Annotated in this window: 27 protein-coding genes; 18 read left to right on the top strand and 9 right to left on the bottom strand. The window is 61.7% G+C overall.

Annotated elements, in window-relative coordinates:
* Together purC and KCG44_RS00525 are read right to left on the bottom strand one after the other, a co-directional pair.
* Positions 1–789 (bottom strand): phosphoribosylaminoimidazolesuccinocarboxamide synthase, encoded by a 789-nt coding sequence (gene purC, locus KCG44_RS00530; RefSeq protein WP_218443535.1) that lies wholly within the window; start codon positions 787–789, stop codon positions 1–3.
* 91 nt (positions 790–880) lie between these two features.
* Positions 881–2,089, bottom strand: a complete 1,209-nt coding sequence (locus KCG44_RS00525) for a DUF3667 domain-containing protein (RefSeq protein ID WP_218443534.1) — start codon at positions 2,087–2,089, stop codon at positions 881–883.
* A gap of 137 nt (positions 2,090–2,226) precedes the next feature.
* Here KCG44_RS00525 and KCG44_RS00520 point away from each other — a divergent pair, with 137 nt between their 5' ends.
* The 3 genes from KCG44_RS00520 to grxD are packed head-to-tail and all read left to right on the top strand — an operon-like array spanning position 2,227 to position 3,135.
* On the top strand, positions 2,227–2,553 hold the full coding sequence (locus KCG44_RS00520) for a DUF1476 domain-containing protein (RefSeq protein ID WP_218443533.1): 327 nt from the start codon (positions 2,227–2,229) through the stop codon (positions 2,551–2,553).
* Positions 2,554–2,557: 4 nt separating this feature from the next.
* Positions 2,558–2,791, top strand: coding sequence for a BolA family protein (locus KCG44_RS00515; protein ID WP_218443532.1), 234 nt, complete (start codon positions 2,558–2,560; stop codon positions 2,789–2,791).
* Between the two features lie 5 nt (positions 2,792–2,796).
* The gene (gene grxD, locus KCG44_RS00510) at positions 2,797–3,135 is read left to right on the top strand and encodes a Grx4 family monothiol glutaredoxin (RefSeq protein ID WP_218443531.1); all 339 of its coding nucleotides are present in this window, start codon (positions 2,797–2,799) and stop codon (positions 3,133–3,135) included.
* Positions 3,136–3,139: 4 nt separating this feature from the next.
* Here grxD and KCG44_RS00505 read toward each other — a convergent pair whose 3' ends face one another.
* Both KCG44_RS00505 and KCG44_RS00500 read right to left on the bottom strand, forming a co-directional pair.
* Positions 3,140–4,375: an SAM-dependent methyltransferase gene (locus tag KCG44_RS00505; RefSeq protein WP_218443529.1), complete on the bottom strand. Its 1,236-nt coding sequence runs from the start codon at positions 4,373–4,375 to the stop codon at positions 3,140–3,142.
* A 56-nt stretch (positions 4,376–4,431) separates the two neighbouring features.
* Complete coding sequence (locus tag KCG44_RS00500; protein ID WP_218443528.1) at positions 4,432–5,055, bottom strand: hypothetical protein; 624 nt, start codon at positions 5,053–5,055, stop codon at positions 4,432–4,434.
* A gap of 89 nt (positions 5,056–5,144) precedes the next feature.
* On the opposite strand from KCG44_RS00500, the gene ispH reads away from it, so the two are divergent.
* The 4 genes from ispH to KCG44_RS00480 all read left to right on the top strand — a co-directional run bounded on the left by ispH (position 5,145) and on the right by KCG44_RS00480 (position 8,622).
* Positions 5,145–6,116, top strand: a complete 972-nt coding sequence (ispH, locus tag KCG44_RS00495) for a 4-hydroxy-3-methylbut-2-enyl diphosphate reductase (protein WP_218443527.1) — start codon at positions 5,145–5,147, stop codon at positions 6,114–6,116.
* Positions 6,117–6,129: 13 nt separating this feature from the next.
* Positions 6,130–7,113, top strand: a complete 984-nt coding sequence (gene thrB, locus KCG44_RS00490) for a homoserine kinase (protein ID WP_218443526.1) — start codon at positions 6,130–6,132, stop codon at positions 7,111–7,113.
* Positions 7,110–7,547 carry a ribonuclease HI gene (gene rnhA, locus KCG44_RS00485; protein WP_218443525.1) on the top strand — a complete coding sequence of 146 codons (438 nt, stop codon included), beginning with the start codon at positions 7,110–7,112 and terminating at the stop codon, positions 7,545–7,547. Before thrB ends, rnhA begins: the two co-directional genes overlap by 4 nt.
* Positions 7,548–7,770: 223 nt before the next feature.
* Entirely contained in the window at positions 7,771–8,622 is an 852-nt protein-coding gene (locus KCG44_RS00480) for a PEP-CTERM sorting domain-containing protein (protein WP_218443524.1), read from the top strand.
* A 6-nt stretch (positions 8,623–8,628) separates the two neighbouring features.
* On the opposite strand, the gene KCG44_RS00475 is transcribed toward KCG44_RS00480, so the two are convergent.
* Both KCG44_RS00475 and KCG44_RS00470 read right to left on the bottom strand, forming a co-directional pair.
* Positions 8,629–9,729, bottom strand: a complete 1,101-nt coding sequence (locus tag KCG44_RS00475) for an NAD(P)/FAD-dependent oxidoreductase (protein ID WP_218443523.1) — start codon at positions 9,727–9,729, stop codon at positions 8,629–8,631.
* A complete protein-coding gene (locus KCG44_RS00470) occupies positions 9,719–10,681 on the bottom strand; it encodes an alpha/beta fold hydrolase (protein ID WP_218443522.1) in 963 nt (320 codons plus the stop codon). The genes KCG44_RS00475 and KCG44_RS00470 overlap by 11 nt, the downstream gene beginning before the upstream one ends.
* Before the next feature lie 52 nt (positions 10,682–10,733).
* Between KCG44_RS00470 and KCG44_RS00465 the strand changes: the two genes are divergently transcribed.
* From KCG44_RS00465 to KCG44_RS00430, 8 genes are read left to right on the top strand one after another with little or no spacing between them, the layout of a single operon-like run.
* Positions 10,734–11,207, top strand: a complete 474-nt coding sequence (locus KCG44_RS00465) for an A24 family peptidase (protein ID WP_218443521.1) — start codon at positions 10,734–10,736, stop codon at positions 11,205–11,207.
* Between the two features lie 38 nt (positions 11,208–11,245).
* Positions 11,246–12,412, top strand: coding sequence for a Flp pilus assembly protein CpaB (gene cpaB, locus KCG44_RS00460; protein WP_218443519.1), 1,167 nt, complete (start codon positions 11,246–11,248; stop codon positions 12,410–12,412).
* A gap of 2 nt (positions 12,413–12,414) precedes the next feature.
* Positions 12,415–13,875, top strand: coding sequence for a type II and III secretion system protein family protein (locus KCG44_RS00455; RefSeq protein WP_218443518.1), 1,461 nt, complete (start codon positions 12,415–12,417; stop codon positions 13,873–13,875).
* Between the two features lie 17 nt (positions 13,876–13,892).
* Positions 13,893–14,522 (top strand): CpaD family pilus assembly lipoprotein, encoded by a 630-nt coding sequence (locus KCG44_RS00450; protein ID WP_218443517.1) that lies wholly within the window; start codon positions 13,893–13,895, stop codon positions 14,520–14,522.
* 14 nt (positions 14,523–14,536) lie between these two features.
* On the top strand, positions 14,537–15,808 hold the full coding sequence (locus KCG44_RS00445) for a pilus assembly protein CpaE (RefSeq protein ID WP_218443516.1): 1,272 nt from the start codon (positions 14,537–14,539) through the stop codon (positions 15,806–15,808).
* A 14-nt stretch (positions 15,809–15,822) separates the two neighbouring features.
* Positions 15,823–17,532: a TadA family conjugal transfer-associated ATPase gene (locus tag KCG44_RS00440; protein ID WP_218443515.1), complete on the top strand. Its 1,710-nt coding sequence runs from the start codon at positions 15,823–15,825 to the stop codon at positions 17,530–17,532.
* Positions 17,529–18,506: a type II secretion system F family protein gene (locus KCG44_RS00435; protein WP_218443514.1), complete on the top strand. Its 978-nt coding sequence runs from the start codon at positions 17,529–17,531 to the stop codon at positions 18,504–18,506. The genes KCG44_RS00440 and KCG44_RS00435 overlap by 4 nt, the downstream gene beginning before the upstream one ends.
* Before the next feature lie 13 nt (positions 18,507–18,519).
* Complete coding sequence (locus KCG44_RS00430; protein ID WP_218443512.1) at positions 18,520–19,515, top strand: type II secretion system F family protein; 996 nt, start codon at positions 18,520–18,522, stop codon at positions 19,513–19,515.
* A 50-nt stretch (positions 19,516–19,565) separates the two neighbouring features.
* Here KCG44_RS00430 and KCG44_RS00425 read toward each other — a convergent pair whose 3' ends face one another.
* Both KCG44_RS00425 and KCG44_RS00420 read right to left on the bottom strand, forming a co-directional pair.
* Positions 19,566–21,413 carry a DUF885 domain-containing protein gene (locus KCG44_RS00425; RefSeq protein WP_218443511.1) on the bottom strand — a complete coding sequence of 616 codons (1,848 nt, stop codon included), beginning with the start codon at positions 21,411–21,413 and terminating at the stop codon, positions 19,566–19,568.
* 47 nt (positions 21,414–21,460) lie between these two features.
* Positions 21,461–22,741, bottom strand: coding sequence for a metal-dependent hydrolase family protein (locus KCG44_RS00420; RefSeq protein ID WP_218443510.1), 1,281 nt, complete (start codon positions 22,739–22,741; stop codon positions 21,461–21,463).
* Between the two features lie 118 nt (positions 22,742–22,859).
* On the opposite strand from KCG44_RS00420, the gene KCG44_RS00415 reads away from it, so the two are divergent.
* The 3 genes from KCG44_RS00415 (at position 22,860) to KCG44_RS00405 (ending at position 25,866) form a co-directional block, all read left to right on the top strand.
* Positions 22,860–24,197 carry an MFS transporter gene (locus tag KCG44_RS00415; protein WP_218443509.1) on the top strand — a complete coding sequence of 446 codons (1,338 nt, stop codon included), beginning with the start codon at positions 22,860–22,862 and terminating at the stop codon, positions 24,195–24,197.
* 193 nt (positions 24,198–24,390) lie between these two features.
* Positions 24,391–25,170, top strand: a complete 780-nt coding sequence (locus KCG44_RS14470; RefSeq protein ID WP_218443508.1) for a cold-shock protein — start codon at positions 24,391–24,393, stop codon at positions 25,168–25,170.
* 78 nt (positions 25,171–25,248) lie between these two features.
* Positions 25,249–25,866 (top strand): ribonuclease D, encoded by a 618-nt coding sequence (locus KCG44_RS00405; protein WP_218443506.1) that lies wholly within the window; start codon positions 25,249–25,251, stop codon positions 25,864–25,866.
* Between the two features lie 104 nt (positions 25,867–25,970).
* On the opposite strand, the gene KCG44_RS00400 is transcribed toward KCG44_RS00405, so the two are convergent.
* Positions 25,971–26,768, bottom strand: a complete 798-nt coding sequence (locus KCG44_RS00400; RefSeq protein ID WP_218443505.1) for an undecaprenyl-diphosphate phosphatase — start codon at positions 26,766–26,768, stop codon at positions 25,971–25,973.
* Between the last annotated feature and the right edge of the window lie 127 nt (positions 26,769–26,895).

The following is a 26,895-nucleotide window of genomic DNA, read 5'->3' as shown; positions in this document are numbered from 1 at the left end:
CTAGTCCTTCGAACGCGCCTTGCGGGCTTCGGCGAGGTCGGCGACCTTTTCGATGCCTGCGCCGTCCTCGGGCATCAACCCAAGGCGGCGCGCGACTTCCTGATAGGCCTCGACTTCGCCGCCAAGATCGCGGCGGAAACGGTCCTTGTCGAGCTTCTCTTCCGTCTTCATGTCCCAGAGGCGGCAGCCGTCAGGGCTGATTTCGTCCGCCAGAATGATGCGGGAAAACTCATTTTCCCAGACCCGGCCGAACTCCAGCTTGAAATCGACCAGACGGATGCCGATCGCCGCAAACAGCCCGCACATGAAATCGTTGATGCGGATCGCCATATCGGAAATCTCGTGCATCTCTTCCTGGCTGGCCCAGCCGAAACAGGCGATATGCTCTTCGGTGATCATGGGATCGCCCAGCGCATCGTCCTTATAACAATATTCCAGGATCGTCCGGGGAAGCGGCGTCCCTTCCTCAATGCCAAGGCGCTTGGTCAGCGATCCTGCGGCGACGTTCCTGACAATAACCTCGATCGGGACGATCTCCGCCTGCCTGACCAGCTGTTCGCGCATGTTCAGACGGCGAATGAAGTGGTTGGGGATGCCGATGCCGCCGAGCAGTGTGAAGATATGCTCTGAAATGCGGTTATTGAGAACGCCCTTGCCGTTAATGGTCCCCTTCTTCTGATTGTTGAAGGCGGTGGCATCGTCCTTGAAATACTGGATGATGGTGCCGGGTTCGGGGCCTTCATACAGAATCTTGGCCTTACCCTCGTAGATCTGGCGGCGGCGGGACATCGGCGTGCCTCTCTTTTCAAAAGAAGAACGCCCCGGCGGTGCATGCCGGGGCGGGAATCAGTGCCTGTGTAACGCAGCCCGCTCCCCAGCGCTAGATAAAGGCACCGAGGCCAACGACAATCAGGCTGTAAAGCAAAAGGACGATGCCGGCAGCCATTGTGAGCAGAAACGTCCGCACCAGCGCGCCGAACAAGCCGAGACGATATGTCCCCTTCAGTTGAACGAACATGTGCACCTGGTGCGCGAGAATGGCGAGCGGAATGCCGAGCCCCCAGGCTATCCAGCCCGCAACGCCCGCGACCCAAAGCGCTATTCCCAGCAGACTGGCGAAGCTCAGGCCATAAAGAATGAACACCGTATGATCGTAAAGATGTATATCCCGGCGCCAGAAGAAGAGCAGCCATACGAAGGGCAGCGACAGCGGCAAAAGCAAAAAGGAGAATTTATAAGCTGATTGCTTGATCCGGTAGGCGGCGTGTTCAGGGTCCTTGAACATCCGCTGCAAGGGCTCGTCGATCCACTTCCAGTCTTCGCCGCCGCCTGAGACCGTGAAGCCGCCTGCGTCTCCCTGCTGTTTCAGGACCGATCCGATGTCGGTGATCATCCCTGCGGCATCGACCTCCACATCGACCATCCGGGTTTCGCCGTCGGCAATATCGCGCGTTTCCGCCTCGGCGATCGCGGTGTCGAAAGCTTCGGCGGTGCGTTCCAGGGCGACCAGCGCCGACACCGTCGGCCCAATCCCCGATATGCCGCCGGTCTCAGAATCCTTTTTCAACTGGTCGATTTCCACCTGTAACGCATCCCGCTGGTCGCGAGCGTCCTCAAGCGTCATTTGCTGGCCGGGCGTGTCGAGATCGGCGTCCATGCTGGCGCGGATTTCCGCGATATCATCCGGGAACAGGTCATCCGGGCTGACAAAGGCGAAGGTGAAGTAGACGGCGAAAATCGTGAACAGAAACATCCCGAACGGCGCGACGTAACGCGCGCGCTTGCCGTCGATATAGTTGCGCGTCAGCCGGCCTGGCCGAAAGATCATCATGGGGAGCGTGCGCCAGAATTTGCCGTCAAGGTGCAGAACGCCGTGCACCAGCTCATGCAGCACATGGCCGACACTGCGGTGGACATGCGCGTGCTGACCGCATTCGGGGCAATAATGCCCGGGCGTTGGCGTGCCGCAATTTTGGCAATCGCCATGATGCTCGCCGGAATGTGCCGCGTGCCTGCCCTTGCTCCGGCCCGTGAACCGGCTGGCAATACCGGCACCGAATATCGCGCCCGCCGCTTCCTGCACGTCCATCCTGCGTTTGCCCCTGTATTAGTCCACCCGCACACTATTGAAGCGGCGACGGCGGCATATCAAGCGGCGACTTCTGCAATTGCAGCGGCGCGCGCGTGCACCTATCTAGGCGGAAACCGAATGATGAGGGACCAACAATGGCTGACATGAACGACCGCAAGAAGGCTTTTGAGGCGAAGTTCGCCGCCGACGCGGAGTTGCAGTTCAAGGTAACGGCGCGCCGCAATCGCCTGCTTGGCGAGTGGGCGGCGGAAAAGCTCGGCCTGACGCCGGAAGAACGCGACGTATACGCCCGCGAAGTCGTCGCCGCTGACTTTGAAGAGGTCGGCGACGAGGACGTCTTTCGCAAGGTTCACGGCGACCTGGCCGCGCATGACGAAATCGATGTCAGCGAAGCGGACGTGCGCAAGGCCATGGACGACAAGATGGTCGAAGCGCGCCGCCAGTTCATGGACCAGGTGTAACGCCGTGCCCATGGCCGCCGCCGATATCAAGCAGCTTATCGAAGAGACGATCGAAGGCGCGGTTGTGGATATCACCGATCTTGCCGGTGACGGCGACCACTATGCCGCGACCGTGACCGCGCCCGCCTTTGCCGGGCTGACCCGGGTGAAGCAGCATCAGATGGTCTACGCCGCGCTTGGCAGCCGCATGGGCGGTGAACTTCATGCCCTGCAATTGACGACATCAGTACCGGAGTAATCAGTATGACAGAAGCCGCGCCCACAGCCCGTATCAAGACTCTTGTCGAGGGCAGCGATGTCCATCTGTTCATGAAGGGCACGCCGCTGTTTCCGCAGTGCGGCTTTTCCAGCCGTGCCGTCGCGATCCTGGAGCATCTTGGCGTCGAATTCGGTTCGACCGACGTGCTGCAGGACCCCGAAATCCGTGCGGGCATCAAGACATATTCCGACTGGCCAACCATTCCGCAGCTTTACGTCAAAGGTGAATTCGTCGGCGGCAGCGACATCATGATGGAAATGTTCGAGGCTGGCGAGCTTGCCGAAATGATGCGCGAAAAGGGCGTTGCGGCCAGCGCGGAATAGCCGCTCAGCCCAGTGCGCGGTACTTTGCTTCGGCCTCTGCGATGTAATCGCGGGTCAGCGGTAATGTGTAGCGGTTGCGGCTGAACTGCAGCTGGTAGTTGCCCATGCCGCCATAGCGGAATACCGTTTCGGCGCCGGCGAGGTAGAATGTCCACATGCGGAAGAAGCGCTCGTCGTACAGCTCGATGATCTTCTCGCGCGCGGCCAGACAGCGGTCGTACCAGTGCCTGATCGTGTGGCCGTAATGAACACGCAGCGTCTCGGTGTCCGTCATGAACAGGCGGCTATGCTCATAGGCGCTGGTGATTTCCGACATGGCCGGGATGTAGCCACCGGGGAAGATATATTTGTCGGTGAACGCGTCCGTGCGGCCCGGCCTGCCGTAACGGCCGATGGTGTGGAGCAGCATCACACCGTCAGGCGTCAGCAGCGACCGGCATTTGCGAAAGAAGGTTTCGAACTGGTCACTGCCGACATGTTCGAACATGCCAATTGAGACGATGCGGTCGAACGGCCCTTCGACATCGCGGTAGTCCATCAGGCGGAAATCGACTTTGTCCGCGACCCCGGCCTGCTCGGCCCGCATCCGGGCGCGGGCGTGCTGTTCGTTCGACAGCGTGACACCCACGACCTCGACACCCGCCACGCGGTTCAGGTACAGGCCGAGGCCGCCCCAGCCGCAGCCGATGTCGAGGACACGCTGCCCGGGCTTCAGATCCAGCTTCGCGGCGATATGCGCCATCTTGTCCCGCTGCGCCTGTTCCAGGCTGTTGCCGGGATCGGTGAAATAGGCGCAGCTATACTGCCATTCCGAATCCAGAAACAGCGCGTAGAGATCGTCGCCAATGTCATAGTGATGCTGCACATTGCGGCGCGCGCGCACAAGGTCGTTGGGCCGCGGCAGCAGGTCGGAAATATCGCGCGCCTTGCGCCGCAGCCAGCTGGGGGCGAGGCCATCGCGTTCCGCCGCCTCGAACGGCTTTTGCCGCCGGGCGAGCGTGATCAGCCGCCGGATGTCGTGATCCTCGACCTCCACGCGGTGGTCCATATAGGCCTCGCCAAGTCCCAGGCGCGGATGGCGCGCGATGAAGCCCGGAACATGCCTGTCCATGAACCGGATACGCACCTTGTCGATTTCGGCATCGGGCGCGCCGAACGTCCGCACGGTGCCGTCCGCAAAGGTGATCTCAAGCTCGCCCCGTGTGATCTGGCGCGATAGAAACGTCTCAATCAGCGACATGCAGGTGTCCCCCGAGACCTTACGACATCAACATGATTTCGGTGACTCCCGCATGCCTATTTCGCGACATTGTAAGCCAGCGCGCGCTCGTCGAGATTAAAGCCGACGAGAAGTTCAAAGCTTGCCTCGCGCACGGCATCGCGGACCGAAGGACGGCTCAGCGGGTCGAGCGCGGCATCGGGATCGCCCGGCTTGCGGCGCTTGTCGATTTCCCTGTTGATGGCATCGGGCAGCGTGGCCGCCGATTCGGCGATGTCGGCGCGGGCCGAAGCGCTCGTCTGGGCGCGCAGCGATCCGGCCGGGAAGGTGAGCGTCACCCCGCCGACCTGCTTCGAAACGATCCGGTCTCCGGCGCGCATGACCGCGCTGAAAACGGGGAGCGTGACGGTCCGCGCAGCCGCCGCGTTCGTGCGCATCGCGATCACATCATAGCTCGCCTGGCTGATCACACGGCCGTTTTCCGCATAGCATTGGGCCCGCAAATTCGTGATCGTCGCGGTCAGGTCAATCGCATCCGCGTCCCGGCTGGTGGCGGGGCTGAACAGCGTCGTATCGCCGGTATAATCAAGGATGCCAACCGCCGGACAGGCGCTGCGCGCGACCTGCAGCGGGTTTCTGTCTCCGCAGGCGGCCAGCGCCAGGGCACTGGTGATGACGAGGAGGGGGAGGGCGCGTTTCATGGACCGAAACCTTTATCGGAAGTTGGTGATTTGCGTTCCGCTATAGGAAGCGCCTTTCGGAGCGGCAAGAAAACCCTTACTCTGTCGACATGTCTTCCTCATCCCCTACGTCGCCAGCCGCCTCGGCTCCCCTGAAGATTCTGGTCGCCAATCCGCGCGGCTTCTGCGCCGGCGTCGACCGCGCGATCCAGATCGTCGAGACCGCACTCAGGAAATATGGCGCGCCGGTCTATGTGCGCCACGAGATCGTCCATAACCGATTTGTCGTGGACAGCCTGCGCGCGCAGGGCGCGGTTTTCGTGGAGGAACTCGATGATGTCCCGGACGGCGTGCCGGTGATCTTTTCCGCCCATGGTGTGCCGAAGTCGGTCCCGGCCGAGGCGGAACGGCGCGAATTGCTTTATGTCGACGCGACCTGCCCGCTGGTGTCGAAAGTGCATCGCCAGGCGGAACGCCTTATTGAAAAGGGCGCGCATATCCTGTTCATCGGCCATAATGGCCATCCCGAAGTCATTGGTACGTTTGGGCAGGTACCGGCGGGCCGCATGACATTGGTCGAAACGGTCGAGCATGTCGGCGCACTGACGATCGAAGATGATGGCAATCTGGCATTTCTGACGCAGACGACGCTTTCGGTCGATGACACGGCGGAAATTGTCACGGCGCTGCAGGCGCGCTTCCCGAATATCCAGGCACCGCGCGGCGAAGATATTTGTTACGCCACGTCGAATCGGCAGGAGGCCGTGAAGGCGCTGGCGGCGAAATCCGATGTCGTGCTGGTCATAGGCGCGCCGAATTCATCGAATTCCCTTCGCCTGGTTGAAGTTGCAGAGCGCGGCGGTGCGCGCGCGACGTTGGTGGAGCGGGCGTCTTCGCTTGATTCGACGTTCCTGGAAGGCGCGCGCACGGTCGGGATCACGGCCGGGGCGTCCGCGCCCGAAGTGCTGGTACAGGAACTGATCGCCCTGATTTCCTCTGGCCGCGATGTCGAGATCGAGCCGGTCACGACGGCGGAAGAAAATGTGATCTTCAAAATGCCGCGCATCCTCACCGTAGACTGAGAGCGGCAGGCGGATGGCGGTCTATACAAAAGTCTCCGCAGAGGCGCTTTCGGCTTTTCTGGCGCGCTATGACGTCGGCGAGTTGGTGAGCATGAAGGGCATTGCGGAGGGCGTCGAGAATTCGAACTATTTCGTGGAAACGACGGGCGCTGCTGTCGGCGGCCTCGGGCCTGCTGGCGAACATTCGCGAACCCGCTTCATTCTTACTCTCTATGAAAAACGCGTGGATATTGCCGATCTGCCGTTTTTTCTCGGGCTGACGGCGCATCTTTCACATCAGGGCCTGCCGGTTCCCGCGCCAATTCCGGACCGTGACGGCGCCGCGCTGCAGCAGTTGGAGGGGCGGCCCGCCTGCCTGATCGAATTCCTGCCCGGCGTGTCGGTCAGCGAGGTGACGCCCGCGCTCGCCCGGGCGGCGGGTGACGCGCTGGCGCGGCTGCATCTCGGGGTGGAGGGATTTTCAGGCACGCGCCCGAACACGCTCGGTCTGGCGGGATGGGAGGAACTGGCGTATGCCTGCAAGGCGCAGCTTTCCGCGATCGACCCGGCGCTTCCCGCGCTGGTCGCGGAAGAGCTGGCGTGGCAACGCCAGACGCTTCCCGCCGACATTCCGGCCGGAATCATTCACGCCGACCTGTTTCCGGATAATGTGCTGATACAGGGCGGTGAGATCAGCGGCCTCATTGATTTCTATTTCGCGTGTCACGACAGGCTGGCTTACGATCTGGCGATAACGCATGCCGCCTGGGCGTTCGACGATGATGGCCTGTATCGCGGCGACCCTGTCGCGGAGGCTCTGCTGGAGGGATACCGCAATGTGCGCCCGCTCACCGCGGCTGAACACGCGGCCCTGCCAGGGCTGCAGCGCGGCGCGGCGCTGCGCTTCCTGCTGACCCGGGCATATGACTGGATCAACACGCCGCCAGGCGCGATGGTGACGCGCAAGGACCCGATGGCCTTTGCGCGCAGGCTGCGGCACTATCAGCTTGCGTCATGAACGACGTAGAGATTGCAACGGACGGCGCCTGCAAGGGCAATCCCGGCCCAGGCGGCTGGGGCGCACTCCTCCGCATGGGCGCGCATGAGCGCGAACTTTATGGTTATGAACCCGACACCACGAACAACCGTATGGAACTGATGGCGGCGATCGAGGCGCTGAATGCGCTGACGCGGCCCTGCAAGGTGCGCCTGACGACCGACAGCGTATATGTTCGCGACGGCATCACGAAATGGGTCGCGGGCTGGCAGCGCAACGGCTGGAAGACGGCGGCGAAAAAGCCGGTTAAGAATGCCGATCTCTGGCGCGCGCTGGTAAAGGCGTCAGCGCGGCACGATATCGACTGGCAATGGGTGAAGGGTCATGCGGGCGACCCCGATAATGAGCGTGCCGACTTGCTCGCAAATCGCGGTATCGAAGAGGCGCTTGCCTGACCGGGGCGCGGGGCCTTTCGCGTTGCATTGCGCTAAGGGTGCGGTTTTGGTAACTATTTTCAGTCAGCATGTGAGGTCTGTACGGACCAAAAGAGTCGGTAAACTTTACACTTTGGAAAGAGTGAATTTCGTTTTCCATGCGAAATCAAAGTGATGTGAAACTGGTACGAGAGTTGCTTGGCGATGGCCACATAAGTTAATTTATATGAAACAGGGTTTCGAGATGAAAAAACGTACTTCCAGCCTGATCGTGACGGGGGCGGCCCTCGGCCTCGCATCATTTGGCATCGCCAGCTCGGCAAGCGCCGCGCCCACGCAGATCGCGTCGAATATCAAGCTGAACCTGACCGGCGGCTCTTGCGCGAATAACGGCGCGACATGCAGCTTCACACGGCAGTTCAGCGCGTTCGACAACAGCTCGCGCACCGTCAATGTGACGGCGACGGCGTGGTCGGTTGCAAATAATCAGAATGGCTGGAACGGCCTTCAGCATGAACGCGCGCAGATCAACAATTACAGCAACGGTCTTGGCGTGACATCCAATGGCGATCCGGACCGGGGTTCGCCGCAGCATGCGCTCGATAATATTGGCGATAACGAATATATCGTCCTTCAGTTCGACCAGCAGGTTCGCATCTCCTCTCTGACCTCCGCGCTGTACAACACGTCGTACGGAACGGCCGATGGCGACACTAACGTTATGATCGGCGATGCGCAGACCGGCTTCTGGAATTTCATGGACCCCCTCGCCGCGCTGGGTAACATCGATACGGGTCTGACCCGCCGCGATGGATATGCGGGTGGCTCTTCGGGCAATGGCAGGAGCACCGGTTCGTTCGCCATTAACGATACGGATGCCTTCAATTTCGGTGCGAATGTCTTTGGCAATACGGTCGTGCTTTCCGCAGACCTGTTTGGCCATGGCAGCTACCATGACGCCATGAAGCTAAAGTATCTCTACTTCGACGTGTTCGAAATGGGGCCTGGTAATCAGGTTCCCGCGCCGGGCGCACTGGCTCTGCTTGGCCTTGGTGTCGCTGGCCTTGCGGCAGCACGCCGCCGCGCCGCGCGCTAGGCTGAATTACCGGAATCTGTCCGGTGCGTAGAGCGCCGGATCTACCGGTATCCGCGCAGATTGACCCAATACGCCCGCTGCAGCCATTTCGGCTGCGGCGGGCGCTGTCTGTATACCAAAGCCGCCCTGACCGGCACACCAGAAGAAGCCGGGGTTCTGCGGATCGACGCCGTAAACCGGAAGTCGATCCGGCGCGAAGCTTCGCAGCCCCGCCCAGCTCCTGACGACGCGTGTCACACGGGCGGTCGTGGCCTGCTCGAACCGGTGGATGGCAGTCGCGACGTCCAATTCTTCGGGCCGCGCATCTCGCGCGATATCCGGAATCTCATCATGCGGGCTGATCCACATATGTCCGGCATCCGGCTTGAAATAGAGCGCGCCGTCCGCATCGACGGTGAGCGGCCACTTATTGTCGACCACCGCGTCAATGGCCGCAACGACCATTGTGCGCCGCTGCGGGATGATACCGATTGGCGGGACGCCGGCCCTTCTGGCGACCTCGTCCGCCCATGCACCGGCTGCGTTGACCAAAATATTGGTTTCAAGCGGTCCCGTTCTCGTATCGACAATCCAGCGCGTACCGTCACGCCGCGCCGCCATCAGTTCGCTATCCGTCAGCAGCGTGGCCCCGCGGCGTCTCGCACCGGTCAGGTAGGCGCTGTGCAGCGCCGCGACGTCAATGTCGCGGCATTCCGCGTCCCAAAGCCCCGCTGACCGCCAGGTTTCGGCCAGTATCGGCATATGCCGCGCAACATCGGCGCGGTCTTCGTGCGTAACGCTGACGTCGCTGCCCGCGAATTGCTGCTTGAGTGCGGCAAGGGCCGCGCTTCCCGGCCCTGCAACGTGCAGGGCACCCCTGGGTCCCACCAATGGTACCCGGGAAAAATCCGCGGGCGGCGTCAGAAAGAATGACTTGGACGCCGTCGTCAGCGGCTGAACCATCGGTCCGCCATAGGTTTCCGCATAAAATGCCGCGGACCTGCCCGTGGAATGAACGCCCGGCTGGCTTTCGCTTTCCAGCATGACCACGCGCTGGTGCGGCGCCAGATGCCAGGCAAGGCTTGCACCGGCGATACCGGCTCCGACGATGACGATATCAGCGGTCATGCTGGCCGCCTGTCCTGGCGAAGAATTCGTGGACAAGTGCCCAAAGCCGCGCCTGCACATCATCGCTGTCCAGCTGCAGCTCGTGATGGCCGCGCGCGATGATGTCGACGTGTCCCTGCGGCAGCCTGACGGCCGCGCGCATTATCGCATCAGCATCGACGACATGTTCATCTGTTCCGACCAGCAGGAGAACCGGCACATCGATCCGCTCAAGGACGCCCGGCCGCCGCAGCTTCGCCATCGATTCATGGGCACCCGCCAGCCACCCCCACGTCGCACCGCCAGCGGCAAGTCCCGCTTCATTGTCGATGAAGGTAAAGCCCTCCTCGAACCGAACCCGGTCGCCTGTGAGGCGAGCCCGCCGTTCCTCTGATTTGTAAATGGGGCCATAGGCCGGCTGACCGGGCGGACGCCCACGGCCATTGCCGAGCATCACCTGTATTTTCGCCAGCGATCCCAGCACCCATGGCGGCGGACCTGCGCCAATCGCCAGCATCGGCGCGAAGCAAACGCAGGAGGTGACGCGGTGTCGCAGGTCCGGCTCTTCGGCCAGCACGCGCAGCATCATATGCCCGCCCATGCTGTGAGCCATCAGGATCAGCGGCACGCCGGCCGGTAGCGCGAGCGATGTGATGACACGCTTCGCATCGTCAGCCATCGCATCGAAAAGCCGTTCGTCGGGCACCGAATTGCGTGCCGAAAGGCCCTGATCGCGCCAGTCCATCGCCGTCAGTGCGTAGCCCGCACCGCGTAGCCGGTGATAGGTTTCGGCATGCCGCTCGATGAAGTCGCGCTTCCCTCCCGCGAACAGGATATGCGCGGGTGCCGCGGCGCCCGCGGGCGGCGGCCACGACATCACGCGCAGCCGCGCGCCATCCGCCGCGGTTTCGTACCGGGTTTCGCCATCCGCAGGCAGGCGGACGCGGTCTTCAGGGTGGGGATGGGCGATCATTTGCCAGCCATGGTTACCGATTTTTCAACCTTCCCGTCTATCCCCAGCAGACATGCAGGATTTCTTCTACTGGATATCGCTCGCGGCGCTGATGGCGCTGCTTGGCTGGACCGTCATCAGTGACATCCGGTCGCGCCGTATTCCGAACTGGCTGACCCTCGCGGTTGCCGGCCTCGCCATTGTGTTCTGGGCGGCCCAGCCTGTCCCCTTTCCGGACATGATGGGCATGCAGCTGCTGCTCGCAATCGCCGTGGCGGTCATTTTCTTTCCCTTCTGGTGGCTTGGCTGGATGGGAGGCGGGGACTGGAAGCTGCAGGCCGCCCTCGCCCTCTGGCTTCCTCTCGCACCGCTTCTCGAAATGTTCGTCTGGATTGCGGTGGTGGGATTCTTCGTGACGCTGATCGCCTGGGGCGTGCACCGCAGGCAGCGCGCTAAAGGCCCCGTGCGCACGCCCTATGGGGTCGCGATCGCCATTGGGGCGGCCATCGTTACTGGCGAACCGATTATTAACCAGTTCTTGGCATAGACATTGCGAACTACCTCCAGATCAGGGGCATAGGTGCCATGGACATTAAGAAGATCATTCTGCTGGTCGGCGCGCTGGTTATCGCGGGTATTTCGGCATTTGCGGTGCGGGTGCTGCTGGGCTCGAATACCGACAGCGCCGTTGCCGCGCCCGTGATGCAGGTGGAGCAGCCGGACGGGCCGAAAGTCCTGGTGGCGCAGGAAATGCTGCCGCTCGGGACCATCATCACCGCCGAGCATTTCGCATACCAGCCGTGGCCGTCCGATCTCGTGCAGGGTGCCTATTTCACGGAAGAGCAGGGCGGTGTGGAAAAGCTGACCGGCAAAGTCGTCCGCCTCGCAATCCCCGCCGGACAACCCGTTACGAAGCGCGCCGTCGTCGGCCCTGGCGAGCGCGGCTTTCTGGCTGCCGCATTGCAGCCCGGACAGCGCGCCGTCACGGTTCCCCTCGATAATATAACCGGCGTTGCCGGCTTCATTTTTCCGGGCGACCGCGTCGATGTTCTGCTGCACGGTGAAGTCGCCGTCACAAAGATCAATGACGATGGTACGCAGGGCGACAAGATGTACGACTACAACGTCGCGGAGACGATCGTACGGAACGTCCGCGTTCTGGCCATTGATCAGCGCCTCGACGAAACCGGCGGTGACGGTGCGCAGACAGGGCGCAGCATCACCTTTGAAGTCTCGCCCAAGATGGTCGAGAAGATCGCCGTTGCGCAATCGCTCGGCAAACTGTCCTTCTCGCTTCGTGCCATGGCCGATAGCCGCGCGCAGCTGGAGGCCGCGATTGCCCGCGGCGATATCACCGTGGGCGACGACCAGACGCCGGACGAGGATTCCGCAATGGAAATGGCCGCGCTTCAGGTTATCGACGATAGCGGCTCGACATTTACACCCGGCAGCGAAGTCTCGCGCTTCGCAGTGGGTCCGAACGGCCCTCCGGGTGCCGCGACCCCGCGCAGGCGCAATGTCGAGGGCAAGGTGATGCCGCTGGTGCGCGTCACCCGGGGCATGAACACGCAGAGTGTGACGATCAAGACGGATCACGGTGAGATGAACGTGCCGTCCTCGCTCCTCGCCGGCCTTGCGCAGGCCGGGGCAAACACCGCCTCGGGTCGTCCGCAGCCCGGACCGCAGGTCGGCAATGGCAGCACTGAACCGCGCGGATCCGACATTCCGGTCCGCCCTGAGGGGAATGAGTAATCATGGGGCACGCAATCCTGAAAAAGACGTTTCTGGCAACGGCGGCCGTCGCCGCGAGCCTGACGATGACGGCCATGCCGATGACGGCGGGCGCGCAGACCGCGCAGACGATCCTGACGACGCCGGATTCCGTCATCGAGCTTTCGCAGGGGAAGGGCACGCTGGTGACCCTGCCCAAGGCAATCAGCGATATTTTCGTCGTAAATCAGGGTGTTGCTGACGTACAGGTGAAGTCGCAGCGGCAGGTATATGTATTCGCCCAGGGACCTGGTGAAACCAGCCTCTATGCGACCGACGCGCGCGGACAGACGATCTATTCGGCGACCATCCGGGTCAGTCAGAATATCGACCAGCTTCGCGAGATGCTGCGGCTCGCCATGCCCGCCTCCGACGTCAACGTCATGACCATGAATGGCATGACGCTGCTGACCGGAACCGTCGCAAGCCCCGAAGAGATTGGGGAAGCGACCCGGCTGATCAACGCCTTCACCGGCGGTTCGACCGTCGTGGTGAACAAGCTGCAGGCGGCAATCCCCGCGCAGGTTAATCTGCGCGTCCGTTTCGCCGAGGTTAGCCGCAATGTGCTCAAACAGCTCGGTGTGAGCTTCACGGCCTTTGACGGCTCAAGCGATCTCCTTCTTGGCATTGCCCGCGGCAGGAAAGGGATCACGGGTCCCAAAAACATCTTTACCACGAGACCCGAACTGGTGGGCGACACCAAGTTCGTTACTAACGACGCAACGTCATCCCTATTCGGTGTCGGCTCGCTTTTTGGCGTGGATTTCAACGCGACAGTCGACGCGCTTGAAAATGACGGTCTGCTCACCCTGCTTGCCGAACCCAACCTCACTGCGCTTTCTGGCGAGACGGCGAGCTTCCTCGCGGGCGGCGAATTTCCAATCGTGACCTATGGCCGCGATGGGCCGAACGTCCAGTTCAAGGAATATGGCGTTTCCATCGCGTTCTCGCCCACGGTTCTGGCGGACAATCGCATCTCCATGCGGGTACGCCCCGAAGTGAGCGAGCTGACAGAGGCAGGGTCCGTTCGGTTGAACGACATCTCCATTCCCGCCCTGACCACACGGAAGGCGGAAACGTCCGTCGAGCTCGGTTCCGGGCAGAGTTTCATGATCGGCGGCCTGACGCGCAACAGCTTCACGACCTCGACGGAGAAGATTCCGTTTCTCGGGGATATTCCCATCCTGGGCGCACTGTTCAAATCGGACACCTTCCGGCGCGACGAGACCGAGCTTGTCATCGTGATCACGCCCTATCTGGTGAAGCCGGTATCGCAGCGCCTGGCGCTTCCCACGGACGGCCTTGCCGCGCCGTCCGATGCGGAACGCTGGCTGCTTGGCCGCACATATTCCAAAGGCCGCGCACTCTCCAGCGACGCGAAGATTGTAACGCCTGAAGGCCCGGCGGGCACGGCCTCGGCGAAGCCTGGTTTCTCGGTTCAGTGATGCGAAGGAAGCAGAATATGAAGAGGCTCACTATCGTAGCAGCGGCATCGCTTGGTCTGCTCACCGCATGTCAGGGCGGGAGCACACCATCGCCCGAAGTCGCGTCGAACCACGTTCCGACCGTCACGCGGACAATCATGACCCATGACATGCCATATATGCAAAATGGCGCTTTTTCCGCGCAGGAAGTCGATCGCCTCAAGCAGTGGCTCGATAGCGTCGGCGTTCGATATGGCGATCAGCTAAGCGTGGATGGCCCGACCGGCTCTGGGGCTGCCCTGCGTGAGAAGATGGTGAGCGAGGTCCTGGCACAGAGAGGACTTATGCTGGTACGCCACGCGCCGCCGACAAGCCCGGCCCTGACAGCCGGAACCGCGCGCTTCGTATTGGTCCGCGCCGTTGCAAGTGTACCGGAATGTCCGGATTTCAGCCGCAGGTCGAACCCGGAATATTCGGCGTCGAAAATGTCGAACTATAGCTGCGCCACAATCTCGAACCTTGCAGCCATGGTTGCTGATCCGAACGATCTTGTCAGCGGCAAGACCCATGCGGGTGTGACCGCGGAACGCGCCGTGAAGGCAGTCGACGCTGCTCTCAAGAAGGCGACCCGGGACAGTGTCAACTCCAGCGTCGGGACTGTCAAATAGGAAGACATGAAACCATGAACGCACCCTTTAATCCTTCGAGCGCGAGCACGCGCGAGCTGTTCACGGCCTTTGTGTGTGACGAAGAGCTGGCGGCGACCGTTAAGGAAATCGTACCCGAGCTCGGCTGGTCGGCGGACAAGGTGAACATGGGCGGCCTGCACAATGCCGTGCAGACGCTTAGCGTTTCCTCATCGCCCACTGTCCTGTTTGTCGATCTGTCTGAAGCTTCCGATCCGCTGAACGACATAAATTCGCTCGCGGAGGTTTGTGAGCCGGGAACGATCGTGATCGCAACGGGCGCCGTCAACGACGTGCATCTTTACCGCGACCTGGTGGCAAGCGGCATTCAGGATTATCTGCTGAAGCCGGTCACGCCCGATGCCCTGCGCGAAAGCCTGATACAGGCGCAGATCGTGTTGCAGGGCCCCCGCGGCGATGCCAATGCGAACGCCGAGGAAAAACCGCACGTTTCCATCGGCGTGATCGGTACGCGCGGCGGCGTCGGCGCGTCGCTTGTATCGACATCGCTCGCATGGATGCTTTCGGACACTGACCGGCGCTCGACCGCACTTCTTGATCTCGACGTACAGTTCGGTACGGGCGCGCTCAGTTTCGATCTGGAGCCGGGACGCGGCCTTGTCGACGCACTGGAAAATCCCAGCCGGATCGACGGTCTTTTCATCGAGCGCGCCATGACGCGTGTGAACGAAAAGCTGGCAGTGCTGTCGGCGGAGGCACCGATCAACCAGCCGCTATTGGCGGATGGAACCGCATTGCATCAACTGCAGGAGGAACTCGTCGGCGCATTCGAGGCCACGGTGGTGGACATGCCGCGATCCGTGGCTGTGCAGCACCCGCACCTTGTCGCCGACCTGCATCACCTTGTGGTGGTCACAGAGCAGTCGCTCGCCGCCACGCGCGATGCGATCCGTCTTCTCGGCTTTTTGCGCACCAATGCGCCGCAGGCGAAGATCACCGTTGTTGCCAATCGCGTGACAACGTCGCCGCCGCCCGAAGTCGCCAAAAAGGATTTCGAAGCCAGCATCGAACGAGGCGTGGACATCATCGTCCCCTTCGACGCGAAGCAGGCCATCATGGCCGCGAAGCAGGGCAAGGCCCTGTCGGCGATCGCGACCGGACGCCTGCAGGCTGCGCTTGGGCAGATCCTGAGCGCGGTTTCGACGGGCGCTGCGGAGGATGATGACGGGGCCGACGATAGCTTCATGGGCAAGATGCGTGCGCTGCTCCCTACCAAGGGAACGGCAAAGACATTGCGCAAGAAATAGGGCGATAAACAGCGATGGCGGCCACTGGATTTGGCAAGCGCAGCGGCGCGGGTCTGAAGCAACCGAGCGAGACGTTCGGTCAGGCACAGACGTCGACCGATTCCGGCCGCCGTCCGCTGGTGTCCGTCGCTGAAAACAGTCCAGCCCCCGCCATCGAGAAAGATACCGAAAAGCCTCAGCAACGTGGGCGCAGCACCGATAATTGCGTATGGGATATTCACGCGATGCTGTCCCCGCAGCTCGGCGACCTGTTTCCACGCGAAGCGACGCGGGTCACCGCGCGCGGCGAACTTGCCGCACGCATGGAGGACCATATCCGCCAGATGGCCGCGAGCGAAGGTCGCGACATGGACGATGTTGAGGTTCGTGACACCGTCACGGTACTCCTCAATGAACTGATCAACAGGGTCGGCGGACTGGAAACGCAGGCGGCCCAGAAGAAAACCGCCGCATCTTCAGCCAGTGCGAAATCCGTGACTTCGGCGAAAGAGCATATTCAGCCGCTGCTGATGGAACAGATCGACGCGAGCGTGATCGCGGAAATGGAACGCGGCGAACTCGCCGAACAGGTATCCGATGTGGTGTCCGCCCTTCTGATTCAGGAAAAAATGAACCTGAATACCCGTGAGCAGCGCGATCTGGTGACGCTGCTCCTGAACGACATGCTGGGGCTCGGTCCGCTGGAGCCACTGCTGAGCGACGATGACGTCAGCGAGATCATGGTGAATGGCCCCAAGACGGTCTATATCGAGAAGGCCGGTAAGCTCACCGTATCCGGCGTCACGTTCCGTGACGACCAGCATCTTTTGAACATCGCCCAGCGCATCGTCAGCGCGGTCGGACGGCGCGTCGATGAAACCTCGCCGATCTGCGATGCGCGACTGCTTGACGGCAGCCGCGTGAACGTCGTGATCCCGCCGCTTGCGATTGACGGCGCGTCGATTTCCATTCGTAAATTCGCCAAGGATAAGCTGACCCTCGAGAAGATGCTCGGCTTTGGATCGTTCAGTCCGGCCATGTCGAAATTTCTGAATATCGCCGGGCGGATCAAGCTGAACATCCTGATCTCGGGCGGTACCGGCTCGGGCAAGACGACGATGCTGAATGCGATTTCGCGCAATATCGACCCCGGCGAACGCATTGTCACGATCGAGGATGCGGCGGAGCTGCAGCTGCAACAGCCGCACGTCGTGCGCCTGGAAACGCGCCCTGCGAACCTGGAAGGCAAGGGCGAGGTCGACATGCGCGATCTCGTGAAGAACGCCCTTCGCATGCGTCCCGATCGCATCATTCTGGGCGAGGTTCGCGGCCCGGAAGCTTTCGAACTGCTCGCCGCCATGAACACGGGTCATGACGGCTCGCTGGGCACGCTGCACGCGAACCGCCCGCGTGAGGCGCTGACACGCCTGGAGAACATGATCAACATGGCAGGCCTCAACCTGTCGGCAAAGGCCATAAAAACGCAGATCGCCGACGCGCTGAATCTTGTCGTGCAGATCAGCCGCATGCGCGACGGCGGTCGCCGCATCACGCACATCACCGAGGTCGTCGGCATGGAAGGGGACGTGATCACCATGCAGGACCTGTTCACCTATAATTACACGGGCGAGGGCGACGACGGGAAGTTGCAGGGCACATTCGAATCCACCGGCATGCGCCCGGCCTGTTTCGAGCGCGCGGAATATTTCGGGCTTGGCCGCGTATTGATGGAGTGTATCGGATGAGCCGCGACCTGATCATTCTCATTCTCGGCGGCGCCGTGTTTCTGAGCCTTGCCATGCTCGTCATGGTTTTTTCCAGCGACGGCGGCGATAAGAAAGGCGAGACGCGGCTGCGCAAGCTGCGGGAACGCCATTCGGATTCAAAGAATGTCAAGGCGGAAGCCAAGATGCGCCAGATTCTGGCGGCGCGTGAAACGAAACTCGACTCCGTGTTCGCAGGCTTCATGCCGCGCAAGGACGCTTTGAGGGTCAGGCTGCAGAAGACCGGCAAGAGCTGGGGCGTTGCCCATTATGCGATTGCGACGATCGCCACGGCCGCCATGATGATGGCGTCGCTGTTCGCCGCGGGTGCGCCGCCCTACATTGCCAGTGCCGGGGGTATCCTGGTCGGCCTGGCGCTGCCGCATGTGGTCGTGAATTTCCTGATCAAGAAGCGGCTGAAGAACTTCAATTCCAATTTTCCCGATGCGATCGAGCTGCTGACGCGCGGTCTGCGTTCGGGTCTGCCTGTTGGCGAATCCGTCTCGGTCGTCGGCCAGGAGATCCCGGGCGTCGTTGGCGAGGAATTCCGCCGCGTATCCGACAAGGTGCGTATCGGGCGGACTATGGACCAGGCGCTGCAGGAAACCGCGGACCGGATCGGAACACCCGAATTCCAGTTCTTCGTCATCACGCTCGCCATTCAGCGCGAGACGGGCGGCAATCTGGCGGAAACCCTGAGCAATCTGGCGGACGTACTGAGAAAGCGCCATCAGATGAAGCTGAAGATCAAGGCGATGTCATCGGAATCGAAGGCATCCGCTTATATCGTCGGCTCGCTGCCCTTCATCGTTTTCGCGATGATCTACGCGATGGACCCGACCTATCTCGGGTCCTTTTTCGTCGACCCGCGCCTGATGATCATCGGCGCCGGCGGCCTCACATGGATGAGCATCGGGGCCTTTATCATGGCCAAGATGGTCAGCTTCGAAATCTAGCGGGACGGCCATCATGGACAAGAATATGGACCTCGCCAATGATGCCCTTTTCATGGGGCTGACGGCGATCGACCTTGTCACCATACTCGTTATCGTGGGCGCGCTCGCAATGCTGACGGCGGTATGGTCCGTCGCCACCGTGAAGGATCCGATGCGCGGACGTGTGAAGGCGTTGCAGGATCGCCGGGAACAGCTGAAGGCGGGCATTACCGCTTCGCGCAAACGGACGAAAGTTGCGAAGAGCGCCGAAGCCACCGACCAGATGCGGTCGGTACTGAAAAAACTCAAAGTCCTGCAGGATGAGCAGGCAAAGGAAGCGTCCATCCGCCTGGCCCAGGCCGGTATCCGGTCAAAGGATGCCGTCATCAAATTGTTGTTCGCGCGTCTCGTCTCACCGTTCGTGTTCGCCGGATTCACCGCATTTCTGGTGTTCGGCATGGGTGTCGGTGCCGACTATTCGCAGACCATGAAGACCGGCATGTTCTGCGCCGCTCTGCTGCTGGGGTATAAGGCGCCCGACATCTTCATCACCAACCTCGTCAAGAAGCGTACCGACGAGATCCGAAAAGGCCTGCCCGATGCGCTCGACCTGCTTGTGATCTGCGCCGAAGCCGGCCTGACGGTCGATGCCGCCTTCAACCGCGTTGCCAAGGAACTGGGCAAGGGGTTTCCGGAACTGGCCGACGAGTTCGCGCTGACCGCCATCGAGTTGGGGTTTCTGACCGACCGCCGCGAAGCCTATGAAAATCTCGCCCGGCGCGTTGATCTGGAGGCGCTGCGCGGCGTGGTGACAACGCTGATCCAGACCGAAAAATACGGTACGCCGCTGGCCAGCGCGCTGCGCGTCCTGTCCGCCGAATTCCGCAATGAGCGAATGATGAAGGCAGAGGAGAAGGCCGCGCGCCTTCCGGCCATCATGACCATTCCCCTGATCCTGTTCATCCTGCCGGTCCTGTTCGTGGTGATCCTTGGCCCGGCGGCCTGTTCGATCTCGGATGCGATGCTTTAGGCAAGGCTCGTGCCCTCTCCCGAAGGTTCGGGAGAGGGCCATTTTTGAGATCAGCCCTTCGACGCGATCCAATTGTCGATCTTGCGTTCAAGTACGGGCAGACGCAGGGCGCCTGTCATCAGCACCTGCGCGTGGAATTCGCGCGGATCGAAACGGTCGCCAAGCGCGGTCATGGCGCGCGCCTTCAGCTCCATGATCTTCAGCGCGCCCACCTTGTAGGCGACGGCCTGGCTGGGGATGGCGATATAACGCTCCACCTCGGCGATGACCTCGGTGTTCGTCATGCCGCTATTGTCGAGCATGTATTTAATGCTTTGATCGCGGGTCCAGCCCTTTGAATGCAGGCCCGTATCAACGACCAGGCGCATGGCGCGCAGCATCTCGTCATTCAGATGCCCGAAGCGCTGATAGGGATCGCTAAAGAGGCCAAGTTCCTCGCCGAGCGTTTCGGCATAAAGCGCCCAGCCCTCGACATAGGCGGTGTTGCCGCCGAAACGCATGAAGCTCGGCAGGCTTTCCTGCTCCTGCGCCAGGCTGATCTGAAAGTGATGGCCCGGTGCGCCTTCATGCAGGTAGAGCGTTTCCATACCGGGCGTCAGCCGCTCGTCCAGATTATAGGCGTTGTAATAGAAGACGCCGGGGCGCGACCCGTCCGGCGTGCCGCCATTATAGGACCCGCTGGCGGCGTTCTTTTCCCGGAACGGTTCGACAGCGCGGATTTCAAGCGGGCTCTGGGGGAGGACCGAGAATTGTTCGGCTATCCTTTCGTCCACCTTGGCGCCGATGCGATAATATTCTTCGCCCAGCCACTCACGGGATTTCGGCTTGAACTGCGGATCGGTGCGGATGAACTCGAAGAATTCGGCGAGCGTGCCGTCAAAGCCCGTCTCGGCCTTGATGAGTTCCATCTCCTGCGTAATGCGCGCGACCTCACCAAGGCCGAGCGTGTGGATCTCCTCAGCCGTCAGCGGCAGCGTCGTCGTGCCTTCCAGCAAATGGTCGTAAAGCCTCTTGCCACCCTTCATGCCGCCGACGCCGACATCGGTGCGGGCTTCGGGAAGATACTCATTTTGCAGATAGTCACGCAGGCGTTGATATGCCGGAAAAATACCGTCGACGATCGCGCTTTCATAGGCGGCGGCAAGCCGATCCTTGTCCGCTTTTGAAAAATCTTCGGGGAAAGCGAGGATGGGCGCGAAGAAGGGCGACATTTTCGGTTCGTCGGCAAGCTGCGCGTCAAGCTGGCTGATCACGTTGCGGATGCTGAGCTGTGATTCATATACGCCGGATGCCTGTCCCTCACGAAAGCGGCCAATGGCGCGGTCGAGCAGAACGATAAAATCCTCGTGACGCGTTAGATTATCCTCATAGTCCTTCACCGTCTTGAACGGTGCGGCGCTCTGGCCGCTGGCAAGCACCGGATAAAAAGTGTGCAGTCCCTGAAAGCCGGAAATTGGCCGCACGATGGTCAGCGCCAGAATCTCGTCGGACAGTCCCTTCAGCGCCGACAGCCTGTTATGTTCAAAGACGTCATAGGCGATCTGGTCCGCCTCGGACAGGGCATCGCGCGGTACCGCGCGCAGGGCATCGAGTTCGGCCTGGGCGGCGGCTTTCTCGGCGGCGAAATATTCATCGGTGATATAGTCGCCCAGACGATCAGCATAGCGCATGTCGCCGCGGAACATTCCCGTAATGGGGTTGCGCCTCAGGCTGTCCTCGTCGCTTTTCGCAAATAGCGCATACATCGTTTCATGCGCCTCTGCCCGTGTCATATCAGGGGCTTGCGCTTCGGGCGGCGCGACCTCCGACGCTGTACGGAGCGACGCGCTGTCCGGACTGGACGGCGCACAGGCCGCGAGGCCAGCGGCAAGGGCAATGAGGGATATGCGGGCGACCATAGAAAATTCCAGACGTATGTGTGTTATTCATATATAACAGTGAATGTTCATTGCGCAACGGGATGTTCCCGGCCCCCCGCCATGACGAAGCGAATGCGCTCCAGTGCGCCGATATCCCGCACGGGATCGCCCTCGACGGCGATCAGGTCGGCGGACTTGCCGATTTCAAGCGTGCCGGTTTCCGCGCTGACGCCGAGAAGCTCCGCCGATCCCTTTGTCGCCGCGATCAGCACATCGCGGGGTTCCATGCCGCCGCGCTCGACCATCATGGCGGCCTCTTCATTGTTGCGGCCATGGGCAAAGACGCCCGCGTCCGTGCCAAAGGCGATGGGAACGCCCGCCCGCGATGCCGCGCCAAGACCCTTGCCGACAAATGCCAGCGTTTCGCGGATCTTGCCTTCGACCACCGGCGTATAGATGCCGGTACCGAGCTGTTCCTCGATACCGCGATAGGCCATTAAGGTGGCGACGTACCAGGTTCCGTTCTCCTTCATCGCCCGCACGCCGGCATCGTCGATGAATGTGCCATGCTCGATGGAACTCACGCCCGCCCGCGTGGCCGCTTCGATCCCGCGGGCGCCATGGGCGTGGGCAGCGACCTTCAGGCCGAGCGACCGCGCAGTGCCGGTGATCGCCGTCATTTCTTCCGGCGTGAAATGCGCTTCCAGTCCGCGGCCCTGCTGCGACAGCACGCCGCCGGTCGCGGTAATCTTGATGAGGTCGGCGCCTGCGCGGCTGAACTCGCGGACCCGCTGGCTGCATTCCTTCGGCCCGGTGCAGGTATTATATCCGCTGGTGGCGGCGATGATTTCGGGGCGGACGTTCGAAACGTCGCCATGGCCGCCGATGATCGAAATCGCCGGGCCGGCGGCGATGATGCGGGGCCCGGCATGCATCCCCTCCGATATGGCGCGCCGGATCGCGAACATTGTCTGTGGTTCGCTGCCAAGGTCGCGCACGGTGGTGACGCCTGCGTCGAGAGTCAGTTTCGCATTCTTCAGACCGACGGCGACGCCATATTCGGTGGTATCGATAAAGCCCTTCCAGAACGCGGAGTCATGGTCGCCGGTCAGGTGAACATGCGCATCGATCAGGCCCGGCATGACGGTGTGCTGCGAAAGGTCGATCAGGCGTGTCCCCTCAGGCGCCGGGTTCAGGCCCGCATCGATGGCTGTGATCCTGCTGTCCGTGACGGTGATTGTCGACGGTCCGCTGGCCGCCTTGGCCGCATCGGTGATGAGCGTTCCGGCGTGAATGACGATCGTCTCGGCATTCGCGGGTGTCATAAATGAAAGCGCGGCGACGGCCGCGGCGGCAATACGGAACATTGATCGTCCTCCCAGACAAATTCACGGCAATGCGATTTATCCGACCGCTATGGAATGGACTGCCTATCTGCAAGGGCAGGCTTGCGAATGACCGCCGCTGTCATAGGGTCTGCCGCCTATGACAATTCCAGCCAGACGCCTGCTCGCCTATGCGGGCCCGGGGGTTCCCATCGCCGCGATGGGCCTGCCGCTCGTTGTTTTCCTGCCGCCATATTACGCGACCGAGCTGGGGTTCGACCTGGCTCTTGTCGGACTGGTGTTCGGGCTGGTGCGTGCGCTCGATACCGCGTTCGACCCGCTTGTGGGGCATTGGGCGGACAATACCCGGACGCGCTTTGGCCGGTTCAAGCCGTGGATCGCGGGCGGCGGGCTGCTGCTGATGGCGTCGGTCGGCGCGGTGTTCTTTCCGCCAGAGGGGATCGGGATTAGCTGGCTGATCGTGGGCCTGCTGTTTCTGTATTGCGGATATTCGCTGGCAAATGTTCCCCATGTCAGCTGGGGCGCGACCCTTTCGAATGATTATCACGAACGAAGCCGGGTCTACAGCTATTGGCAGGGCGGGCATATATTGGGACTTGTGCTGGTCCTCGCTTTGCCCGCGATCCTGAGCGGGGTTATGGGCGCGGATGCCCCGCCTGCGGTTCATGGCATGGGCGCATTCATTCTGATCGCCATCCCGATCACGATCGTCGCCGCGCTGGTGCTGGTGCCGCGGACCAATGCCAGCCTTGAACGGCAGCGCTTCGGCTGGAGCGACTTCAGGCGCATGGTGCAGGATCCGGGGCTGCGGCTGCTGCTGATCGCGGATGTCTCGGTGAATTTGGCGGCCGGAGCGACGGGCACGCTCTTCAGGTTTTTTGCCGAAGATGCACGTGGTTTCACGGTCGAGGTCGCATCGCTCGGCCTGCTGTTCTATTTTGTATCGGGGCTGCTTGCCCTGCCGCTTTGGCTGAAAATCGCGAAACGCATCGGCAAGGCGAAGGCAGGGGCCTATGCCGCGCTGTACGGTGCGGTTGCCCATATCATCGCCGCGTTCATGTTCGACGCGGACAATCTGCTGATCAGCGTGATTGCGATCATGTTCGCCGGACTGGCCTATGCGGCGCCCGGCTTCCTGCTGCGTGCGATGCTTGCCGATCTGTCAGAGGTGGAGCGGGCCGCTGGACGTCCGGATCGTGTCGGACTTTACAATGCCGCCCTGACCACGGCGCAGAAGGTTGGTTATGTCATTCCGGTCGCGGTGCTGTTTCCGATCCTGTCGCTCGCGGGTTTCGACCCGGGCGTGGCGGGCGGCAACAGTCCCGAAGCGATCCGTGCGCTTGAACTGATCTGGTTGATCGCATCGCCGATCCTGCTGCTGCCGGCAATCATCCTGCAGTTCCGTTACCGTGCGGATCAGGAGCGGCACATAAGCGGGCGGGCAGCCGCAAGGGATCAGGGCGGGTCCCGGCCATAAAACCCTGTTCGCCCGCGTCGATTCGCGCTATGCCAGGACTGTGCTCGTGCCAAAAAGCATGAGTCGGGGTCTGCGGCGCGCGGGCCGTCGATAGGAAATGTGATATGCTTTCGGGGTCGCCATTGGGCATGAATTCTGAGGTTAACCGGCAAGACGCGCCCGCCGGCACAGTGAATAAGATGGACTGAATTAAATGGGTTACGAGGGACGCCGGCGCGGCCGGGGTGATCGCCACGGTGGTGGCGGAGATTTGTACGGCGGCGATTCTTACGGCGGCGGCAATGATCGTGGCGGCGGCTATGGCGGCGGTGGAAATGATCGCGGTGGTTATGGCGGCGGTGGCGGCGGCGGTTATGACCGCGGCGGCTATGGCGGCGGCGGCTTCAACCAGGGCGGCGGTTATGGCGGCGGCGGCAATAATCGTGGCGGCGGTTACGGCGGCGGTGGCGGCGGAGGCCGCGATGCGGGCATGTCGCTTGGCCAGGCCAGCGGTACCGTCAAATGGTTCAATCCCACAAAGGGTTTTGGTTTCATCGCGCGTGACGAGGGCGAGGATGTGTTTGTCCATATCAGCGCCGTCGAGGGCGCAGGCCTGACGGCGCTCGCCGAGGGTCAGCCGCTCAACTTCGAGCTGATCGACAAGGGCGGCCGGCTTAGCGCCGCCAATCTGCAGATCGACGGAGAACCCATGGCGGTCGCCGCGCGCCCCGAGCGGGAAGACCGCCCGAGCAACCGCGATGAGGATGTCGAGTTCACGCCCGGCGAAGGCGTCGACGGTACCGTGAAGTTCTTCAACGCGATGAAAGGCTTTGGATTCGTATCGCGTGATGATGGGCAGCCCGATGCGTTCGTGCATATCAGCGCCGTCGAACGGTCCGGTCTGCAGACGCTGGCTGAAGGTCAGAAGGTGACCTTCGAGCTGGCACGCGATCGTCGTGGCCGGGTGTCCGTTGATCGTATCGACATCGTCTAAGAGTAACGGTCTGAGACCGATCTTTTGAAACTGGCGGTTCCATCTGACCGTCTGAAGCTGACTGTTTGGACTGATAATTTGGTAGCACATGTTCACGAGGGCGACCTGCCCGTAGGCGCCCTCGGCCATACGGGTCCAATTGCGGTCGATTGCGAAGCGATGGGGCTGCATCCCCATCGCGATCGCCTTTGCGTCGTTCAGCTGTCGGATGGCGGTCCGGACGAGCATCTCGTCCGCCTGGACAAGGGGCATTATGACGCGCCCGTGCTAAAAGCGTTGCTGGCGGATACCAACCGCCTGAAGATCCTGCACTTTGCGCGCTTTGACATTGCGGCTGTCAAACGGTGGCTGGGTGTGACGATGGCACCGGTTTACTGCACCAAGATCGTGTCGAAGCTGATCCGGACCTACACTGACAGGCATGGTCTTGCCGAACTGTCACGCGAAACGATCGGCCAGGACATGTCGAAGCGGCAGCAGTCCAGTGACTGGGGTGCCCCGCGCCTGACCGACGCGCAGGTCGAATATGCGGCGTCGGACGTTCGTTATCTGCACGAGATTAAGATGGTTCTGGACGAGCGTCTGGCACGCGAGGGCCGCGTGGAACTCGCGCAGGCCTGTTTCGACTTTCTACCGATACGCGCCGAACTTGACCTGCTCGGCTGGGCCGAAACCGACATTTTCGCGCATAGCTGAGGCGGCGGAGCGTGGCTCCGGGCGTGTTCCGGTGTGCGCAGACGGGCGGCAGGGGAGAGCGGACGTCAGCCCCGCCAATATCTCCGAGACACGCAAGGCGTCCGCTAGGCGACCAGCGCCAGTAGTGCGACGCCCATCGCGACCCGGTACACGACGAACACCATCATCGACGCTTTCTTCAGGAAGCGCATCAGGAACACCATCGTCAGGATCGCGGCCACGAAGGTCAGCGCTCCCGCAATGAGCGCGTCCCGCTGCATGTCCGCCGTGGCATCGGCGAGGTCGAGAACGGCAAGAAGACCCGCGCCTGCAATGGCCGGAATGGACAGAAGGAAGCTGAACCGCGCCGACTCGACCCGGCCATAGCCAAGGACACGCGCCGCGGACATGGTGATGCCGCTACGGCTGGTGCCCGGGATCAGCGCGAGCGCCTGAAACAGGCCGATGATGACCGTGTCCTTTAAGGTCGCCTGCTCGAAGGTCTTCACATGTTTGCCGAAATGATCGGCAAGACCGAGCACCACGCCCCAGAATATCAGATTGACCGCGACCAGCTGCGCCGAGCGAAAGCCCTCCAGATAGCCGCCCGTCTTCAGGAACAGGCCCAGGACGACCGCGGGGATGGTGCCCGCCACGATGTACCAGAACAGCCGCCTTTCCGCGGGCGCACTGCCTATGCCGACGCTGGCCAGACCGCCTTTGGCCAAACCCTGCACGTCCCGCCAGAAATAGACGATGATTGCGGCCAGCGTGCCGACATGGACGGCGACATCGATCAGAGGACCCTGATCGGGCAGGTCGGTCAGTTTCGGGATCAGGATCAGATGGCCTGACGAACTGATCGGCAGGAACTCTGTCACACCCTGAACGATGGCGATGATAAGCAACTGGATGAAGTCCATGGCGCGCGCGTGTCCTATAAGAAGATACCGTTGAGCGCGCGCTTACACGTGAGCAATCCATTTGCACAACTTTGCGTGGTCGGCGTTTGAGATCGCTGCGTGCCACGATTCCAATAGTACGAAATTG

Source organism: Pacificimonas pallii (assembly GCF_019204005.1).
GTDB classification, from domain to species: Bacteria; Pseudomonadota; Alphaproteobacteria; order Sphingomonadales; family Sphingomonadaceae; genus Pacificimonas; species Pacificimonas pallii.
The sequence above is the reverse complement of the archived record's forward strand: the minus strand, read 5'-3'. Positions and strand labels throughout refer to the sequence as shown.

Bases quoted from the DNA above. Each gene is read 5' to 3' on its own strand.
- purC (WP_218443535.1), bottom strand. From the start codon at position 789: ATGTCCCGCCGCCGCCAGATCTACGAGGGTAAGGCCAAGATTCTGTAT.
- KCG44_RS00525 (WP_218443534.1), bottom strand. From the start codon at position 2,089: ATGGACGTGCAGGAAGCGGCGGGCGCGATATTCGGTGCCGGTATTGCC.
- KCG44_RS00520 (WP_218443533.1), top strand. From the start codon at position 2,227: ATGGCTGACATGAACGACCGCAAGAAGGCTTTTGAGGCGAAGTTCGCC.
- grxD (WP_218443531.1), top strand. From the start codon at position 2,797: ATGACAGAAGCCGCGCCCACAGCCCGTATCAAGACTCTTGTCGAGGGC.
- KCG44_RS00505 (WP_218443529.1), bottom strand. From the start codon at position 4,375: ATGTCGCTGATTGAGACGTTTCTATCGCGCCAGATCACACGGGGCGAG.
- KCG44_RS00500 (WP_218443528.1), bottom strand. From the start codon at position 5,055: ATGAAACGCGCCCTCCCCCTCCTCGTCATCACCAGTGCCCTGGCGCTG.
- ispH (WP_218443527.1), top strand. From the start codon at position 5,145: ATGTCTTCCTCATCCCCTACGTCGCCAGCCGCCTCGGCTCCCCTGAAG.
- thrB (WP_218443526.1), top strand. From the start codon at position 6,130: ATGGCGGTCTATACAAAAGTCTCCGCAGAGGCGCTTTCGGCTTTTCTG.
- rnhA (WP_218443525.1), top strand. From the start codon at position 7,110: ATGAACGACGTAGAGATTGCAACGGACGGCGCCTGCAAGGGCAATCCC.
- KCG44_RS00480 (WP_218443524.1), top strand. From the start codon at position 7,771: ATGAAAAAACGTACTTCCAGCCTGATCGTGACGGGGGCGGCCCTCGGC.
- KCG44_RS00475 (WP_218443523.1), bottom strand. From the start codon at position 9,729: ATGACCGCTGATATCGTCATCGTCGGAGCCGGTATCGCCGGTGCAAGC.
- KCG44_RS00470 (WP_218443522.1), bottom strand. From the start codon at position 10,681: ATGATCGCCCATCCCCACCCTGAAGACCGCGTCCGCCTGCCTGCGGAT.
- KCG44_RS00465 (WP_218443521.1), top strand. From the start codon at position 10,734: ATGCAGGATTTCTTCTACTGGATATCGCTCGCGGCGCTGATGGCGCTG.
- cpaB (WP_218443519.1), top strand. From the start codon at position 11,246: ATGGACATTAAGAAGATCATTCTGCTGGTCGGCGCGCTGGTTATCGCG.
- KCG44_RS00455 (WP_218443518.1), top strand. From the start codon at position 12,415: ATGGGGCACGCAATCCTGAAAAAGACGTTTCTGGCAACGGCGGCCGTC.
- KCG44_RS00450 (WP_218443517.1), top strand. From the start codon at position 13,893: ATGAAGAGGCTCACTATCGTAGCAGCGGCATCGCTTGGTCTGCTCACC.
- KCG44_RS00445 (WP_218443516.1), top strand. From the start codon at position 14,537: ATGAACGCACCCTTTAATCCTTCGAGCGCGAGCACGCGCGAGCTGTTC.
- KCG44_RS00440 (WP_218443515.1), top strand. From the start codon at position 15,823: ATGGCGGCCACTGGATTTGGCAAGCGCAGCGGCGCGGGTCTGAAGCAA.
- KCG44_RS00435 (WP_218443514.1), top strand. From the start codon at position 17,529: ATGAGCCGCGACCTGATCATTCTCATTCTCGGCGGCGCCGTGTTTCTG.
- KCG44_RS00430 (WP_218443512.1), top strand. From the start codon at position 18,520: ATGGACAAGAATATGGACCTCGCCAATGATGCCCTTTTCATGGGGCTG.
- KCG44_RS00425 (WP_218443511.1), bottom strand. From the start codon at position 21,413: ATGGTCGCCCGCATATCCCTCATTGCCCTTGCCGCTGGCCTCGCGGCC.
- KCG44_RS00420 (WP_218443510.1), bottom strand. From the start codon at position 22,741: ATGTTCCGTATTGCCGCCGCGGCCGTCGCCGCGCTTTCATTTATGACA.
- KCG44_RS00415 (WP_218443509.1), top strand. From the start codon at position 22,860: ATGACAATTCCAGCCAGACGCCTGCTCGCCTATGCGGGCCCGGGGGTT.
- KCG44_RS14470 (WP_218443508.1), top strand. From the start codon at position 24,391: ATGGGTTACGAGGGACGCCGGCGCGGCCGGGGTGATCGCCACGGTGGT.
- KCG44_RS00400 (WP_218443505.1), bottom strand. From the start codon at position 26,768: ATGGACTTCATCCAGTTGCTTATCATCGCCATCGTTCAGGGTGTGACA.